We start from the raw sequence: 15,396 nt of genomic DNA, 5'->3' as shown, positions 1-15,396 counted from the left end.
GGAATGTCTGAAAAACTCGTTTTCGACGCACCTGAAATCATGATTGACCGCCCAACGCATTACTGCCCGGGTTGTCATCACGGCGTTGCACACCGCCTCGTGGGTGAAGTGCTTACCGAAATGGGCCTTGTAGACGACACCCTTTGTGTCGGCTCCATCGGTTGTTCCGTATTTATCTACAACTACCTTGATGTAGATGCAGTTGAAGCACCTCATGGCCGTGCTCCTGCTGTAGCAACCGGCCTTAAACGCGCACATAAAGATAAATTCGTTTTCACCTATCAGGGTGACGGTGACTTAGCTTCTATCGGTCTTGCTGAGATTGTTCACGCTGCGAACCGCGGCGAAAAAATCTCCGTTGTATTCATCAACAACACCGTATACGGCATGACCGGTGGACAGATGGCTCCTACTACCCTTCTAGGCCAGAAAACTACCACTTCTCCTAACGGCCGCTCAGCAGAAGAACATGGCATGGCTATCCGGATGAGTGAAATCATCGGTGGTCTCGGCGGTACTGCGTACTGCGAACGTGTATCTCTTGATTCTGTTAAAAATATCCGCCGTGCTAAAAAAGCTCTGCGCAAGGCCTTCGAAATGCAGATTAACGGTACCGGCTTCGGTTTTGTAGAAATGCTCTCCGCATGTCCTACTAACTGGAAAATGGATCCAATCGCTGCCAATACCCGCATCTCTGAAGAAATGATTCCATACTTCCCTCTGGGAGTATTCAAAGATGTGACCAAGGACGGGGAGGAATAACATGTATCAGGACGTTATTATCGCCGGTTTCGGTGGTCAGGGCGTTATGCTCATCGGTAACCTGCTCGCATATGCAGGCATGGAAGCTGGCTCTGAAGTTACTTACATCCCTGTTTACGGTCCGGAAATGCGCGGCGGTACTGCAAACTGCACCGTTGTAATTTCCTCAGAAGACATCGGTTCCCCTATTATCCAGAGCCCTAAATCTCTGATCATCATGAACCAGCCTTCTCTCGACAAATTCCAGCCGAAGCTCATCGATGGCGGTATTCAGATTCTGAACACTTCACTCGTTGATGCATCAATAGCTGAAGACCGTGTAACAACCTACACAGTACCTGCTAACGAAATTGCTGACGGCCTCGGCAATACCCGTATGGCAAACATGGTCGCTCTCGGTGCATACGTGCAGGCAACAGGCTGTGTACCATTAGAACAGGTTAAAGAATCCCTTAAATCTGTCATCAGCTCACGCTACGGTCACCTGATCCCTAAAAACGCTGAAGCCCTTCAGGCTGGCGCAGATCATGTAGCAAAACAAATGAAGTAACAAAGATAAAAGATTTCCTTCGGCGGGTAGATCTCACTTTACATTCAAAGGGGGATTAACCGCCAATCGGTATCTTCTTTTATTATCGTACGAAAAAAGGGTGGAGTTTTTAACTCCACCCTTTTTATTGCGATCATCAAAATGCGTTGCCTCTTCATAAATGAGACAATGCGGCAAATTAAGGCTTTCTCAACAACGCCACGTAGAAATATTCACCGTACGGGCTATCGTCTGGAGTGTGCCATTCTTTTTCGAGTTTAGCTTCAGGATGCCGTTCGAGGAACGCCTGAACCTGTTTTTCGTTTTCGTCAGGATTGATAGTACAGGTCATGTACACAAGCAGCCCACCGTCTTTGAGAACAGAAAAAGTATTTTCCATAATAGCTTTCTGTACTTCAACGAGGTCAGAAATCCCTTCTGTTGTGCGATGGTAACGAACATCCGGACGGCGTGAAAGAGTTCCGAATCCGGAACATGGGACATCTGCAAGAATAGTTGCAGGTGGATTTTCTTCAAGAGGAGAGCCTTTCTTAGGCGGCTCTGCTGCGGACATGAGAAGAGATTCTGGTGGATACATGGCAAGGCGCTCTGCTTCCTCGCGCATACCTAAAAGGCGTTTTCGTGAAGTATCAGAAGCAAAAGTTACGTCTACATCCTGCTCAAGCAAGGCATAGGTTTTACCACCACGTCCACAACAGCAATCCCATACTGGTCCTTCCCAAGTTTCAGGGAGCGCTTCACGAAGTACTTCCTGTGATGCCATGGACTGCCGGGAAATAAGGCCGTCGTTAATCATGGTTTTAAGCTCTGCCGGTTGGGAACCAGCCGGATACATCACACCATACCCGATAGTTTCGATGCTTTTACCATCGTTGGCGAGCTCATTAACAAGATCCATACCGGCTTCAAATGTCTGGTTAACACGAATACCAAGCGGTGCATGTTTCTGTGCATTTGCGAGCAGTACCTGTGTACGCTCTTCACCGTAGGCTTCCATCCATGCGGAAACAATCCACTCAGGCATCGAATGCCACGCAGCGAGAAGTGCGATGTCAGACATCCCTTCTTTACGGATTGATTCCATATCATGCGCTTTTTCACCCATACGGTCGAGGTTACGCAATACTGCGTTTGTTAATTTACCAAGACCTAATGAAAAACGCTTTTTCACATATCCAACACACCAGTCAACAGAAGCATAAACAGGAATACGGTCAAGATACAGCATTTCATACGCTGCAAGCCCCATTACACTGGCGGCCTTTTTCGGCAGTTTCGAGCTATCCTTCAGGAACAATCCTAAAAGAGCCTCTATACGCCCCTTATAGCGTAAAAATCCGTATACCAACTCTGTGCACAAGGCGGAGTCCTGTGCTGTAATCTTCTGATTATTGAGCTGATAATCCAGCGCTGCCTGAACGTCGCGGCCCTTATCTAAAACCTGTGAGATAACTTCAAGCGCAACCGAACGAGCTGGCGGTAATGCTGAATCTTTACGTCTTGCCATATATTTTCCTTAACAATTTATTTCTATGTGCTTGCTAGCACTTTGTATCTGCGTGGCCGAAAGCGGCTTCAAACAATAACGGAGGCCCCGGATTTTTAATGAACATGCGTAGCGCCCGCTCCATTGAAAGCTCCGGTACGGTAGTATCAAGACACGGGCCACACGGACGTTCATTCAATACACCATACACAGGAAGCGGGTATGTATCCTGAATACCGGAAGTTAAATCGCGCTCACATGCTACAGCGATAATAAATTTTGGCTTCTCTTGCACCACAATGCGCCGGGCTATTGTGCCACCTGTCGCAATAGTAAATTTAACCCCATAATGGTCACGTAATTTAAGAAGCATAGCTACAGGACAGCGCCCGCACCGCTTACAATTATCAACATTATAGGAAAGACGCAGCGAACAGTCACTCGCCTGCAAACAATGCGGCGTAAGAATTAAAATATCTTTTGCTTCAAACTTCCCGTTTTCAGACCGCACTAATTCATTATTTACACGAATAAACGATTGTCGAACTCTACACTTGTCGATACCGAGCAAACGAGCAAGCATTGTCATGAGCGGCAAAAATATTCGAATCGTCAACCCGCGCATTTTGGCACTTCCAAGAACTGCTTTACCTTTAAGAATTTGCAGAACAAGCCCCAGAGTTGTCCAGCAAATGAAAAAAATAGCTGCACCAAAAACAAGTCCAAAAAAGTACGGTAACGATGGATGGATATTAGAAAAGCCGATGAAAGGGATAATCCACCCTGCAAACAAAAGGGAGCACAGCAAAATAGAAGTGCCCGTAATTAAGCCAATAAATAGCCTTTTACGGGCCCCATAATACCGTTCTGGATTATCAAGATCTTTTTTATGAAACAGCATGTTTTTCTTTATATTAACAAAGCCCTTCACCGGAACAAGTTGCGTCGTCACATTGAGCAAGATACCCGCAGGCAAATGCCTTCGCGTCCATCACCTTTTTATTAGCCGGACGCAAGTTGCGTACTAAGTACATACGGTCTGTCGTAGCAATTGCAATTGCGTCATCCTGCAATCCAAGAACTGTTCCGGGAGCTATACCTTCTTCAAGGTCTGGGCCTATTATACCAGGCTCAATAGCAACTCGAACAGATTTTTTTCCGGCACGCTCAAGAATAAAATAGCCGCCCGGCCATGGAGAAATTCCTCTCAGATGCGCATGTAACTTCAAAGCGGTTTGATTCCAGTCAAGCAAACCTTCTGCCTTGGTCAACTTTGCGGCATGGGTAGAACGATCATGATCCTGCACTTTGGGATGCAAATCTCCGACAAAAAGCTTCTGCAAGGCTTCAACCAGCAATTCACCGCCCAGCACGGCCAATTCGTCATGTAAGGAACCTGCGGTATCATCAATACCGATGGCAAGTGCACGCTGTAATAAAATCGGCCCAGAATCCAAACCTTTTTCCATCTGCATAATGGTGATGCCGGTAACTGGATCACCATTCATAATAGCGCGCTGGATAGGTGCCGCGCCACGATATTTAGGCAAAAGAGAAGCATGAACATTAATAGCGCCATGCGTTGCAATATCTAGTACACGCTGCGGAAGAATAAGGCCATACGCAGCAACAAGCAGAACATCAGGCTTGAGCGCTTCAAGCTGCTCAACATCTGACTCATCTTTAAAATTAAGCGGCTGATAAATATCGTAGCCTTTTTCTAAGGCAAGCATTTTTACAGCAGAAGGTTTGCATACCTGCCCGCGTCCACAAGGTCGGTCAGGCTGTGTGTATACACCAACAACATCTGCTCCATCCCACTGAGATACACGATCAAGAATTGTTGCCGCGAAATCAGGAGTGCCCATGTATACGACGCGAAGTTTACCTACCTTTTCAACCATTTTTTCACCTTCTTGTCATACAGAGAACGTTTCAGACGGCTCATTTTATCAATAAAGAGAATACCATCAAGGTGATCAAGTTCATGCTGTAAGCAGATTGCGAGAAGACCATCTGCTTCAATGGTAACATCATTACCTTCCAAATCCTGCGCTTTAACAACTACTGTTTCAGAACGCTTAATTTTTGAACGGTAACCGGGAACAGACAGACACCCCTCTTCAGAATCACAGGAACCCTCAGCCGAAACGATCACAGGGTTGATCAGTGTCATCAGTTCGTTGCGAACTTCAGGACCGGAAACATCTATAACAACAAGACGGTGCAACTTGCCAACCTGTGGGGCTGCAAGGCCAATACCTTCTTCTTTATACATGGTCTCAGTCATAGCCGCTGCAAGTTCTTTAATCTCTTTGGTAATCTCTTCGACAGGCTTGCTTTTTTCAGCAAGACGGCTGTCAGGATAATGCAAAACTTCGCAAATCATATATATCTCCTTCCGGTAACGCTTCAACCGGAATGGTTGTATGCTCTGTCTCTAAAAAAGACAATTTCCTATCGCACCTCATATATAAATAAGTACGATTATACCTACTGAAAAGGTATGTTGTTTTCTATATATTCTTCAAGGTCTCCGGCGGGCAGAGGGGGAACTCCGTAAAAAACGGGGTTCCCCCTCTGCCCTCATACTCCTGAAAAAACGTATAATAAGTTCTTATCCGTAATCTCAAAAATAGGTGTCGCCGAAGTATATCTTTGTTCTAACTCACTACACTCCTTACTCGCGCCAAGGAGGTATCCCTCTTACGCAGACTGTGACCTTGTTCATCAAAGAACCGTCTGAGGCAAATAACGTTACATTTCTTTCTGTAAATTCTTCAGTCTGAACTCTACAACCCGTGGATTCGGGTAGGTATTTCGAATTTCCTCTAACAATGTTATAGCCTTAAGCGGTTTTTCCTGCTGTTCATATATATCTGCAAGAAGCAATTTAGCCCGCGCCATAAGAGTGGTTTCAACACCTTTATATTGCAATAAATTATTCAGGCTTTGCTCAGCTTCAAAAAAATTTCCAAGATAAACGTAGGCTTGTGCAAGCTCATAGATACAGAGAGTCTGATGTTCAGAGTTATCTAACTCTAGCTCACGACAATCTTTAAATGCATCCACAGCCAACTCGTAATCTCCACGCATGAGATAAGCTTTACCGAGACTGGCATAGGCTTGTGCCTCTTCCTCGGTTGTCACTTCCGGAGCACTCAACAACTGTGACCACACAGTTGTTGCCTCTCCCCAGCGACCTACTTCTCCAAAAATATTCCCTTTGCTTATGAGAATCTGTTTATAACGAGCCGGTTCTCCAGAAAATTCAAGCAGCATTGCATCAAGCAATTCGATAGCTCTATCTTTATTTCCCCGAACTGTTCCAGTTATCTCAACAAGACGGTTCCATACATTCCAGCGCTCTGTTCCGTTATCATAATCACGAAGATAGCGTTGATAAAAACGCTCCGCCTCCGTGTATTCTTTATTTATAAATGCCTTACGTGCTCTGGAAAGTTCATCCTCTGTCTCCGGCTGCATGCAGCCGGAGACGAGGATGGTTACCATCACAAGAAGCAATAGAACACTTCGGTTCATTCGCTATTCCTGATCTTCCTGCTGTTGTTCAACTACACGGTCAAATCCAACAACATGTCCGCCTTTATCCATGTTAACAAGACGTACACCCTGTGTCGCACGACCTACTGAACGAATTTCCTTAACTCCCATGCGGATAACTTTGTTATCGGAAGTCAACAGAATAAGCTCATCATCAAGCAGTACAGGAATTGCGCCAAGTACCTTGCCGGTTTTCGGTGTCACTTTAAAGTTAATGATACCTTTACCACCACGAGACTGGATACGGTAGAGATCAATACGGGTACGTTTTCCGTAGCCGTTTTCTGCAACAGTCATAATCTCGCATTCGGAATCTTCACGGAGAGTTACACAGGCTACAACCTGATCCTCACCCTTGAGAGCAATGCCTTTTACGCCAGTTGCGGAACGTCCCATTGCTCGAACATCAGTGCAGGAGAAACGGATAGCTATACCGGAGGCTGTTGTCAGAACAATCTGGCAGTGATCATCAACTTCACGAACCATGATGAGTTCGTCATTCTCTTTAAGACCGACAGCAATGATACCAGTGCGACGACTTTTTTTATACAGTTCAGCGCTGGAACGCTTAACCATGCCGCTCTTAGTCGCAAAGAGGAAGAAACGGTCAGATTCAAAGTCACGGACACACAGTACTGTTGTGATCCACTCACTATTTTCAAGCGGCAACAGGTTGGCGATATGTACACCTTTCGCAGTACGGGAACCTTCAGCAACCTGATGCACCTTCATCTGGAACATGCGTCCCTTGTTACTGAAGAGAAGCAGGTGCTGGTGGTTTGAAGTTGTCAGGAAGTCCTGAACAAAGTCTCCATCACCCGTATGCAGTCCGGCAATCCCTTTACCTCCACGACGCTGAGCGCGGTATACTTCAAGAGTAGTACGCTTGATGTAGCCTCGACGGGAAAGGGTAATTACTACGTCATCATCAGGAATGAGATCTTCGATTTCAATACCGTCAAGTTCATCAAACTCAATAGCTGTACGACGAGGAGTAGTATATCTTTCATTAATATATTCAAGTTCTTCACGAATAACACCACGCAGCACATCCCGGTTTTCGAGAATAGAGGTGAGGTATTCAATCAACTTGATAAGCTCATTATATTCTTCAAGAAGCTTTTCGTGCTCAAGGTTGGTCAGACGCTGGAGGCGCATATCCAGAATAGCCTGTGCCTGAACATCTGAAAGCTCAAACCGCTCCTTGAGAGCAAGTTTTGCATCCGCAGCAGTTTTAGATGCACGGATAATTTTAACAACTTCATCGATATTATCGAGAGCAATCCGTAACCCTTCGAGAATATGCGCGCGTGCTTCTGCTTTACGCAAATCATAACGAGTACGACGGATAATAACTTCACGGCGGTGATCAAGAAAATGAAGCAGCGCGGTGCGTAAGTTAAGGAGTTCCGGTTTGTTATTTACAACTGCCAGCATATTAATGCCAAAAGACGTTTCAAGCGGGGTAAACTTGTACAGAGAGTTGATAACAATCTCTGGGATAGTGCCACGCTTCAAATCGATAACAACTCGAATACCTTTACGATCAGACTCATCACGAAGGTCGGTAATACCTTCAATTTTGCGGTCATTAACGAGAGATGCAATTTTTTCTACAAGAGAAGACTTGTTAAGAGCGTAAGGAATTTCTTTAATAACAAGAGATTGAAGTCCTTTTTTACGTTCTTCTACTTCAAGCTTGCCACGAACTTTTACAGTACCGCGACCGGTATTGTATGCATCTATAAGTCCTTTACCTGCGTAGCAGAAACCGCCTGTCGGGAAGTCAGGCCCTTTAACATGCTCCATAAGCTGAGACACTGTTGCATCCCGGTCTTCAAGCAGAACAAATAAGGCGCCAATAAGTTCACCAAGGTTATGCGGTGGAATGTTGGTCGCCATACCAACGGCAATACCGGAAGTACCGTTAAGCAACAGGTTCGGCACCTTGGTAGGCAGCACGGTCGGTTCAAGGAGAGTGTTATCGTAGTTTGGACGGAACTCAACGGTTTCCTTCTCGATATCATTCAGGAACTCGCCTGCAAGGCGGGACATACGTGATTCTGTATAACGCATTGCCGCTGCGGCATCGCCATCGATGGAACCAAAGTTACCCTGACCGTCAACAAGCGGATCGCGCATTGCGAATGGCTGCGCCATTCGAACCAACGCATCATACACAGCTGAGTCACCATGCGGGTGATACTTACCGATTACGTCACCGACGATACGAGCAGATTTTTTATGTCCACGGCTGTACGAGTTACCCAGTTCATGCTGTGCGTACATAATACGTCTGTGTACCGGCTTAAGACCATCTCGGGCATCCGGAATAGCACGGCCGACAATAACACTGAGGGAGTACTCAAGATATGCCTTCTTGAGCTCCTCTTCGATAGTAATTTGCGGTTCTAGTGACACGTACCTCTCCTAAATATCCAGTTCCTGCACGTTAAGCGCATTTCGTTCAATAAATTCACGGCGCGGCTCTACTTTGTCACCCATGAGTTTTTCAAAGGTTTCACTTGCTTCTTCCGCATCATCAATTGTGACCTGCAAGAAAACACGGTTTTCCGGATTCATAGTAGTTTCCCACAATTGATCAGGGTTCATCTCACCAAGACCTTTGTAACGCTGTACGTTCAGTCCCTTACGAGCTTCCTGCATAACGATATCCACAAGCTCAAGCACGTCATCCACTTCAACCTCAGCGTCCTTACGACGTAAGGTAAAGTTCAAGCCGCCGCACATACTGCGCAGGTCATCAAAGGCAATATACGGGACCTTATACATTTTGGAGTTGAAAAATTCTGTACCGATACGGGTACGGTGTCCATTCAAGTCTTCAAAGATAAGGAAGGTACGTGCGTCAATCTCGTCTTCTTCTTTTTCAATCAGAACAGAATAGTCGCGCTCTTCAAGCAGCGCGCCAAGACCGTTAAGCTTCTCTTCTTCAAAGTTTTGAGGGAAAAGACGCTTATCATAGTCAAGAAGAGTACGGAAAAGATCCTCTTTTATGCCCACATTTCCCGCCTCACGCATTTTCCCTTTAATAGAACGCACAGTGTTTAAAAGTCCTTTTAAGTCCTCTCCGGCGAATTCTACGCCATTAGCACCCACAATAATAAGGTCTTTCGCTACACGTTCAAGAAGAAACGATGTGAGCTCTTCGTCATCCTTTATGAAACGCTCAAAACGGGAAGAATGGGCACGGTACAATGGAGGCTGAGCGATATAGAGATGCCCGCGGGTGATAAGTTCAGGGTACTGACGGAAGAAAAATGTGAGCAGCAGCGTACGGATATGCGCGCCGTCCACGTCCGCATCTGTCATAATAATGATCTTATGATAACGGAGTTTATCGTAATCAGTATCCTCTTCACCGATACCGGCCCCCATTGCCGTAATCATCGCCTTAATCTCTTTGTTCGCAAGCATCTTGTCAAAACGTGTTTTTTCAACGTTCAAGATTTTGCCGCGAAGAGGCAGAATAGCCTGCGAGTTAGGGTTACGCCCCTGTTTCGCAGAACCACCCGCAGAGTCACCTTCCACAATGTAGAGTTCGGACTCTTCCGGCTTTTTGGACTGGCAGTCTGCAAGCTTACCCGGCAGAGAGTTATCACCGAGAGCACCTTTACGGCGAACAAGGTCTTTTGCTTTACGCGCAGCATCACGGGCACGAGCCGCATCAACAGCTTTTTCGATAACGGACCGTGCGTCTTTCGGATTTTCTTCAAAATAGGTCATCAACTGTTCGTACACCAGAGCAGATACAATACCGGCAACCTCACTGTTACCGAGTTTTGTTTTTGTCTGGCCTTCAAACTGAGGCTGAGGAATTTTTGCGCTGATAACGCCGGTAAGACCTTCACGAACATCATCACCGGAAAGCTTTACTTTATACTTACGTGGCAAATCTGCGGCCTGAATGTAGGCATTGATTGCGCGGGTAAGTGCTGTTTTAAAGCCCTGAAGGTGGGTACCACCCTCTTTTGTGCGGATATTGTTACAAAATGTAAGCAAGTTTTCTTTGTAGCTAGCATTATACTGTAATGCGTACTCAACAAAGATATTCTTATGAGCTCCAGTACCGTAACCGCTACCGTAGATAATGGCATGCATGCCACCTTCGCCGGTATTCATATCTTTAACAAACTGCTTTATGCCACCTTCAGCTTTGAAAACTGAAGAGTCACCGGAGCGTTCATCGTTAAATTCAATCTCAAGACCGGAGTTCAAATAGGCAAGTTCTTCAAAACGTTTTTTGAGCGTTTCAAAAACAAACTGATTAGTCTCAAAAATTTCTTCATCCGGACGGAAACGAATAGTTGTTCCACGACGTCTTGAAGTTCCAACTTCATCAACACCGGTAACAGGTACACCACGCTCATAGCGCTGCTTGTAGCGAGAACCTTCTCTATCGATGGTAACTTCGAGATATTCTGACAATGCGTTTACACAGGAAACGCCAACGCCGTGCAAGCCGCCGGATACTTTGTATGCATCATTATCAAATTTACCACCAGCATGCAGGACAGTCATAACAACTTCTACAGCAGGACGTTTTTCTTTGGGATGCATATCTACAGGGATACCACGGCCATTATCTTGAACAGTTACACTGTTATCAAGATGGATTTTTACTGTGATCTTGTCACAAAATCCTGCCATAGCTTCGTCAATGGAGTTGTCCACAACTTCATAAACGAGATGATGTAAACCGCGAACATCCGTGCTGCCGATGTACATAGCCGGACGCTTACGGACCGCGGAAAGTCCTTCAAGAATTTGAATACTATCCGCAGTATATTGACTCTTATTGGTCATTAAACTTCTTCCTCGCTGTAGTAAGTCTCTTCTACAATCTTCATTGGCATAATAATTACAGTGTATTCCGGATCGTCACTACCGCGTAAACCACATGGACCTTCTGTTCCGGTAAGAATAAAGGTCAACTTTTCAGACTGGTAGTGATTGAGGATTTCGATCAGATTACGTGTCGGGAACGCAATTTTTTCAATGTCACCAGACACTTCTGCGTCCACGTATTCTTTTGCAATACCTACTTCCTGTCCCTGAGATGCAAGCTCCACTTCACTGCCGTTAAAGGTGAAGTAGGTGCAACGGTTGTTGTCTGTGTTGAAGATGAGGAGACGGTCTAAAGCGTCAATCATTAGTTTACGATCAACGGTCAGCTTCGTCACATCATCACACCCCAGACGGGATAAGAATGAATTGTAATCAGGGTACTGATAGTACGATAAAGGAATCGTAAAAACTTCACGTTTATCGCCAGTACGGAAAAAGAGACGTTTATTATCAATATTCAGCTCGATTTCATCACCACCGAGCCACTTCTTGAGTTCATTAAGATATTTTTTCTGAAGAAGAATACCATCTTCAGGAAGCAGTGCATGCAGTTCGTCATTAAGGAAACGCTGCATTGAGAACTGGTGTCCATTTAGACCGCATGCTTCGATGTACTGCTCTTCCATTGGCTTAATGGACAGACAAGCAATTGCCTCCATAGTATCTTCATCAGAAATACAAAAAGAAATTTTATCGATTACTTCCTGAAGAAAGTCACCTGACCAATAAACAGAATTTGCTTCAGGGAAATCAGAGAAATTTTGGAACCACGTCGCTTCGTTTACAGGAAGCTTGTAGCGCTTTCTTCCCTGTTCGATGAGAAGATTATTACTGTCCTCTTCTAGACGAAGGGTGATTTCGCCTGCTGGCATTTTTTTTACCAGATCAACAAAAGCTCTGCCTTGTACGCCAGCCAGGCCTTCTTCTGTTACGTCAGCTGTGTAGTTACCGCTGAATTCAATATTTGAATCAGTAGAAAGGATCTGCAACATTCCGCCTTCAGCTTTAAGCCAGACAGAACGTAAGTAGGCTGCTCCTGTTTTTGCAGGAATGATATTAGCAGCCTTCAGGAGACCGTCAATGACGTCTTCTTTAAATACTTTTAAATACATATGATCTCCTTGTAGTAGTTGTAGGGGCTGTCACTATGTTATTAACTGTGATAACTATCTGATTTTGCATATATTTAATGTGTCACTATGAATGACCCGTTAGTAACCGGATGCGCGTAACTAAAGGCGTATTTTTTACTTTGTGGCTGTTAAGCACTTTTCCTTCAGCTCGTTTATTAAAAGTTTCGTATCTTTGTTCTTAACTATAAATTTCTTAATCTTATTAACAGCATAGATGACTGTAGAGTGATCTTTGCCGCCAAACATTCTGCCAAGAGCCGGGTACGAAGAACCAAGTAAAGTACGGGTTAGATACATTGCGATCTGTCTGGCAAGTACGATTTTCTGGTGCCGTTTTTCACTCAACAAATCTTTTGTCTGTAGCATGTAATGTTTTGCTACTATCCCTATAATAATGTCAGGGGTAAGTGGATTGGTTTTTGTGTTATCCGTATGCTCGATAATCTGATTAAATTCATATTCAGAGACTTCAGTATGCATAAGTTCTTTAAATGCCGATAGTTTAAGCAGCACTCCTTGCAATAGTCTGAAATCTCCAAAGCGCTGACACAAAAGAATGATCTGATCATTAGTCAGCTTTATCTGATTATTTTTCAGATAGTTGGTCACATATTTTATTCTTATGTCCATATCTTGCGGCTTCAGCTGAGCCAGTAGTCCCCACTCCAGACGGGAGCGCAAGGTTGGTAATAAAAAGTTATGTGCTGTCAGTCCATCCGTACAACAGAACACCATCTGTTTATTATTGTCATGAAATGCATCAAAGAGTGCTATCAACTCTTCTTGCAGAATCGGAAAATCTTCCAATCGTTGCAAATCATCCAGTAAAAAGAAATTCTTCTGGACAATTTTCTTTCGCATTTCAAAACGGGCGCCAGGGCTGCCGTCCTGATACAACGACGCCAGATCTTCAATATTTCCTAAGAAAATTGATTCCTCTCCGCGTAGCTCTATAATTGAGTGTGCAATAGCTCGTAATAAATGGGTTTTTCCACTCCCTGAAGGGCCAGCAATAACAAGCGGATTATATTTTGGGGGAATATCCGTTTTGGCCACTTCTTTTGCGCTTGCAACTGGGAATATATTTTTTGCGTTATGCAAAAACGTGTCGAATGTGAACTGAGTGTTGGGAACTGTACGGCTAACGACTGATGCAGGTGTTTCCTGCACGGCAGTATTAGATGCAGCCGATACTTGTTTCGTTGCAGCAGATGCAAGCGGAGTTTCATACAACACAACAACTTCAGGACTAATATAATCCCGCACAGCCTGTTCCAGCGCTGTTTTTCCATGTGTGGTAAACCATGAGCCGAAAAAGGCATGAGGAAAGGCAACAGATACGCTTTTTTCGGCATGACCATAGCGTATAGTGAGGGGGTCGAACCAATTGCGCAGATCCTTTTCAGAATACTGCTGTTCGAGAAAATTTCTCAGCCCGTTTTTCAGCAAAATAAAGTTACTACTTGCGGTTGGTTATTAACAAAAATTGGCACCAAATATCTTGTACATAAAATCAGGCGCCGTAACCTTAGTTATATATCAAAAAACGAAGAGTAAGCCAAGCTATCGCCGTTCTGCGCCTGTTTTTTTCAACAAGATGAGTCTCATGTTATCTTCCGCCCTTTCAATGCGTTCTAAGCTCATTATAAGCGAAATCGACCGTCCGGCTATAAAATATAATAAAAATAATTCTTCTTGTGATTGTGTTTAGTCTTTTTTGCTGAATGGGACTTACAGCTAAAGGGCAGACTTTTGTTTGTGTGTGCAGGAGGAATATGGCCTATTTTTTTATATGACGATTTTAAGAGGATCCCCATTTTAATTGTTAAGAACAAGTTACATACAAATATAAATGTTCATAATTTGTTGTTTAATTTTTCTTTTAAACAAAGTGAGATAATAAAGTTACGCACATTTTCCACTGATGAAAGTTAGGAACATCCTGTAGATAACGTATCTGCTATAGCCAATTAAAAAATGTTGCAGTACAACTTGTTGATACAAATTTTAAAACTCAAAGGCATTAGGTCACCGCTAATCTTAAAAGGGATACAGGGGACAGCGTCTCTTTGCTGGGGAATAAAGGAATTACATGGGACAGGTTGAGTTTGTGGTTGTTACGCCGGAAGAAGCCGGTCAGAAGTTGCTGCAATTTTTGCAGCGTCGTGTTGACAAAGAAGTTCCTAAGAGCGCGATTATGCGTTGGATTCGAACTGGACAGGTGCGTCTTAATAAAGGACGAGTGAAGCCTTTTGTTCGCTTAAAGCAGGATGATATAGTTCGGATTCCACCCTATACTGTTGATGAGTCAGCGCCTTCTTCTGAGCAGAAAAAAGAGCAGGAGGATTCCGCCAGCAACAATATTGCTCTTAATATAGTAAACGAAAGTGATGGCCTGCTTGTATTGCACAAGCCTGCAGGATTACCAGTTCAACCTGGAACAGGTCATCAGGATGCAGTAACAACACGTTTAAAAATTCAATATGTTGATGCACCTTTTTGCCCTACCCCTGCTCATCGGCTAGATAAAAATACGTCCGGCTTGTTACTGGTTGCAACTAGCTACACCCGTTTGCAGGAGTTACATAAACTTTTTCGTAATGAGCATGCTCTTGGTAAACATTATCTGGCATGGGTTGAAGGGCGCTGGGAGCATCCTGAAACAGTACAGTTATATGATCAACTGAGTAAACAGGCGCAGGTGGATGGAAAGGAACGTATGGAAACGGGAGATGGTAAAGAATCTCTCTGCACTGTTACTCCCTTGCTTGTAACAAATAAAAAATCGTTGTTACATATCTCATTACAAACAGGTCGTACGCATCAGATTCGGGTGCAGCTTTCCAGTAGGAATCACCCTATCATCGGGGATACTAAATATGGTGCTTCGCCTAACCCGCAGGGCATGCTGCTTCATGCATGGCGGATTATTTTACCGACAGAATCTTTTGTATGCATGCCAACATGGAAGTCCCCATTTTTTGTAGGTAATGAACTAGTAGAGACGATTTAAAATTTATAGAGAAAACATT

General features: G+C 44.4%; 12 protein-coding genes. 3 read left to right on the top strand and 9 right to left on the bottom strand.

The window, feature by feature from the left end; genetic code table 11:
• Window positions 1-3 precede the first annotated feature (3 nt).
• Window positions 4-762, top strand: a complete 759-nt coding sequence (locus F461_RS0110570; RefSeq protein WP_020001128.1) for a thiamine pyrophosphate-dependent enzyme — start codon at window positions 4-6, stop codon at window positions 760-762.
• A 1-nt stretch (window position 763) separates the two neighbouring features.
• A complete protein-coding gene (locus F461_RS0110565) occupies window positions 764-1,312 on the top strand; it encodes a 2-oxoacid:ferredoxin oxidoreductase subunit gamma family protein (protein ID WP_020001127.1) in 549 nt (182 codons plus the stop codon).
• A 178-nt stretch (window positions 1,313-1,490) separates the two neighbouring features.
• Here F461_RS0110565 and F461_RS0110560 read toward each other — a convergent pair whose 3' ends face one another.
• From F461_RS0110560 to F461_RS0110520, 9 genes are all read right to left on the bottom strand, one after another.
• Window positions 1,491-2,819, bottom strand: coding sequence for a transcription antitermination factor NusB (locus tag F461_RS0110560; RefSeq protein WP_020001126.1), 1,329 nt, complete (start codon window positions 2,817-2,819; stop codon window positions 1,491-1,493).
• A 34-nt stretch (window positions 2,820-2,853) separates the two neighbouring features.
• Complete coding sequence (locus F461_RS0110555) at window positions 2,854-3,699, bottom strand: DUF116 domain-containing protein (RefSeq protein ID WP_020001125.1); 846 nt, start codon at window positions 3,697-3,699, stop codon at window positions 2,854-2,856.
• Window positions 3,700-3,712: 13 nt separating this feature from the next.
• Complete coding sequence (gene fmt, locus F461_RS0110550; protein WP_020001124.1) at window positions 3,713-4,702, bottom strand: methionyl-tRNA formyltransferase; 990 nt, start codon at window positions 4,700-4,702, stop codon at window positions 3,713-3,715.
• Window positions 4,687-5,187 (bottom strand): peptide deformylase, encoded by a 501-nt coding sequence (gene def, locus F461_RS0110545; RefSeq protein ID WP_020001123.1) that lies wholly within the window; start codon window positions 5,185-5,187, stop codon window positions 4,687-4,689. The genes fmt and def overlap by 16 nt, the downstream gene beginning before the upstream one ends.
• A 368-nt stretch (window positions 5,188-5,555) precedes the next feature.
• Window positions 5,556-6,341, bottom strand: coding sequence for a tetratricopeptide repeat protein (locus F461_RS0110540; protein ID WP_020001122.1), 786 nt, complete (start codon window positions 6,339-6,341; stop codon window positions 5,556-5,558).
• 3 nt (window positions 6,342-6,344) lie between these two features.
• The gene (gene gyrA, locus F461_RS0110535) at window positions 6,345-8,783 is read right to left on the bottom strand and encodes a DNA gyrase subunit A (protein WP_020001121.1); all 2,439 of its coding nucleotides are present in this window, start codon (window positions 8,781-8,783) and stop codon (window positions 6,345-6,347) included.
• A 9-nt stretch (window positions 8,784-8,792) separates the two neighbouring features.
• Complete coding sequence (gyrB, locus tag F461_RS0110530; protein WP_020001120.1) at window positions 8,793-11,189, bottom strand: DNA topoisomerase (ATP-hydrolyzing) subunit B; 2,397 nt, start codon at window positions 11,187-11,189, stop codon at window positions 8,793-8,795.
• Window positions 11,189-12,343: a DNA polymerase III subunit beta gene (gene dnaN / locus F461_RS0110525; RefSeq protein ID WP_020001119.1), complete on the bottom strand. Its 1,155-nt coding sequence runs from the start codon at window positions 12,341-12,343 to the stop codon at window positions 11,189-11,191. Before dnaN ends, gyrB begins: the two co-directional genes overlap by 1 nt.
• A gap of 135 nt (window positions 12,344-12,478) precedes the next feature.
• Complete coding sequence (locus tag F461_RS0110520; RefSeq protein ID WP_020001118.1) at window positions 12,479-13,813, bottom strand: helix-turn-helix domain-containing protein; 1,335 nt, start codon at window positions 13,811-13,813, stop codon at window positions 12,479-12,481.
• Between the two features lie 643 nt (window positions 13,814-14,456).
• On the opposite strand from F461_RS0110520, the gene F461_RS0110515 reads away from it, so the two are divergent.
• Complete coding sequence (locus F461_RS0110515; protein ID WP_020001117.1) at window positions 14,457-15,377, top strand: pseudouridine synthase family protein; 921 nt, start codon at window positions 14,457-14,459, stop codon at window positions 15,375-15,377.
• The last annotated feature ends 19 nt before the right edge of the window (window positions 15,378-15,396 follow it).

This window comes from Halodesulfovibrio aestuarii DSM 17919 = ATCC 29578, from assembly GCF_000384815.1.
Taxonomy (GTDB): Bacteria; Desulfobacterota; Desulfovibrionia; order Desulfovibrionales; family Desulfovibrionaceae; genus Halodesulfovibrio; species Halodesulfovibrio aestuarii.
The sequence above is the reverse complement of the archived record's forward strand: the minus strand, read 5'-3'. Positions and strand labels throughout refer to the sequence as shown.

What these genes read in the sequence shown, in the direction of transcription:
- gyrB (WP_020001120.1), bottom strand. Translation starts at nt 11,189, where the DNA reads ATGACCAATAAGAGTCAATATACTGCGGATAGTATTCAAATTCTTGAA.
- fmt (WP_020001124.1), bottom strand. Translation starts at nt 4,702, where the DNA reads ATGGTTGAAAAGGTAGGTAAACTTCGCGTCGTATACATGGGCACTCCT.
- F461_RS0110565 (WP_020001127.1), top strand. Translation starts at nt 764, where the DNA reads ATGTATCAGGACGTTATTATCGCCGGTTTCGGTGGTCAGGGCGTTATG.
- dnaN (WP_020001119.1), bottom strand. Translation starts at nt 12,343, where the DNA reads ATGTATTTAAAAGTATTTAAAGAAGACGTCATTGACGGTCTCCTGAAG.
- def (WP_020001123.1), bottom strand. Translation starts at nt 5,187, where the DNA reads ATGATTTGCGAAGTTTTGCATTATCCTGACAGCCGTCTTGCTGAAAAA.
- F461_RS0110560 (WP_020001126.1), bottom strand. Translation starts at nt 2,819, where the DNA reads ATGGCAAGACGTAAAGATTCAGCATTACCGCCAGCTCGTTCGGTTGCG.
- F461_RS0110555 (WP_020001125.1), bottom strand. Translation starts at nt 3,699, where the DNA reads ATGCTGTTTCATAAAAAAGATCTTGATAATCCAGAACGGTATTATGGG.
- F461_RS0110540 (WP_020001122.1), bottom strand. Translation starts at nt 6,341, where the DNA reads ATGAACCGAAGTGTTCTATTGCTTCTTGTGATGGTAACCATCCTCGTC.
- F461_RS0110570 (WP_020001128.1), top strand. Translation starts at nt 4, where the DNA reads ATGTCTGAAAAACTCGTTTTCGACGCACCTGAAATCATGATTGACCGC.
- F461_RS0110515 (WP_020001117.1), top strand. Translation starts at nt 14,457, where the DNA reads ATGGGACAGGTTGAGTTTGTGGTTGTTACGCCGGAAGAAGCCGGTCAG.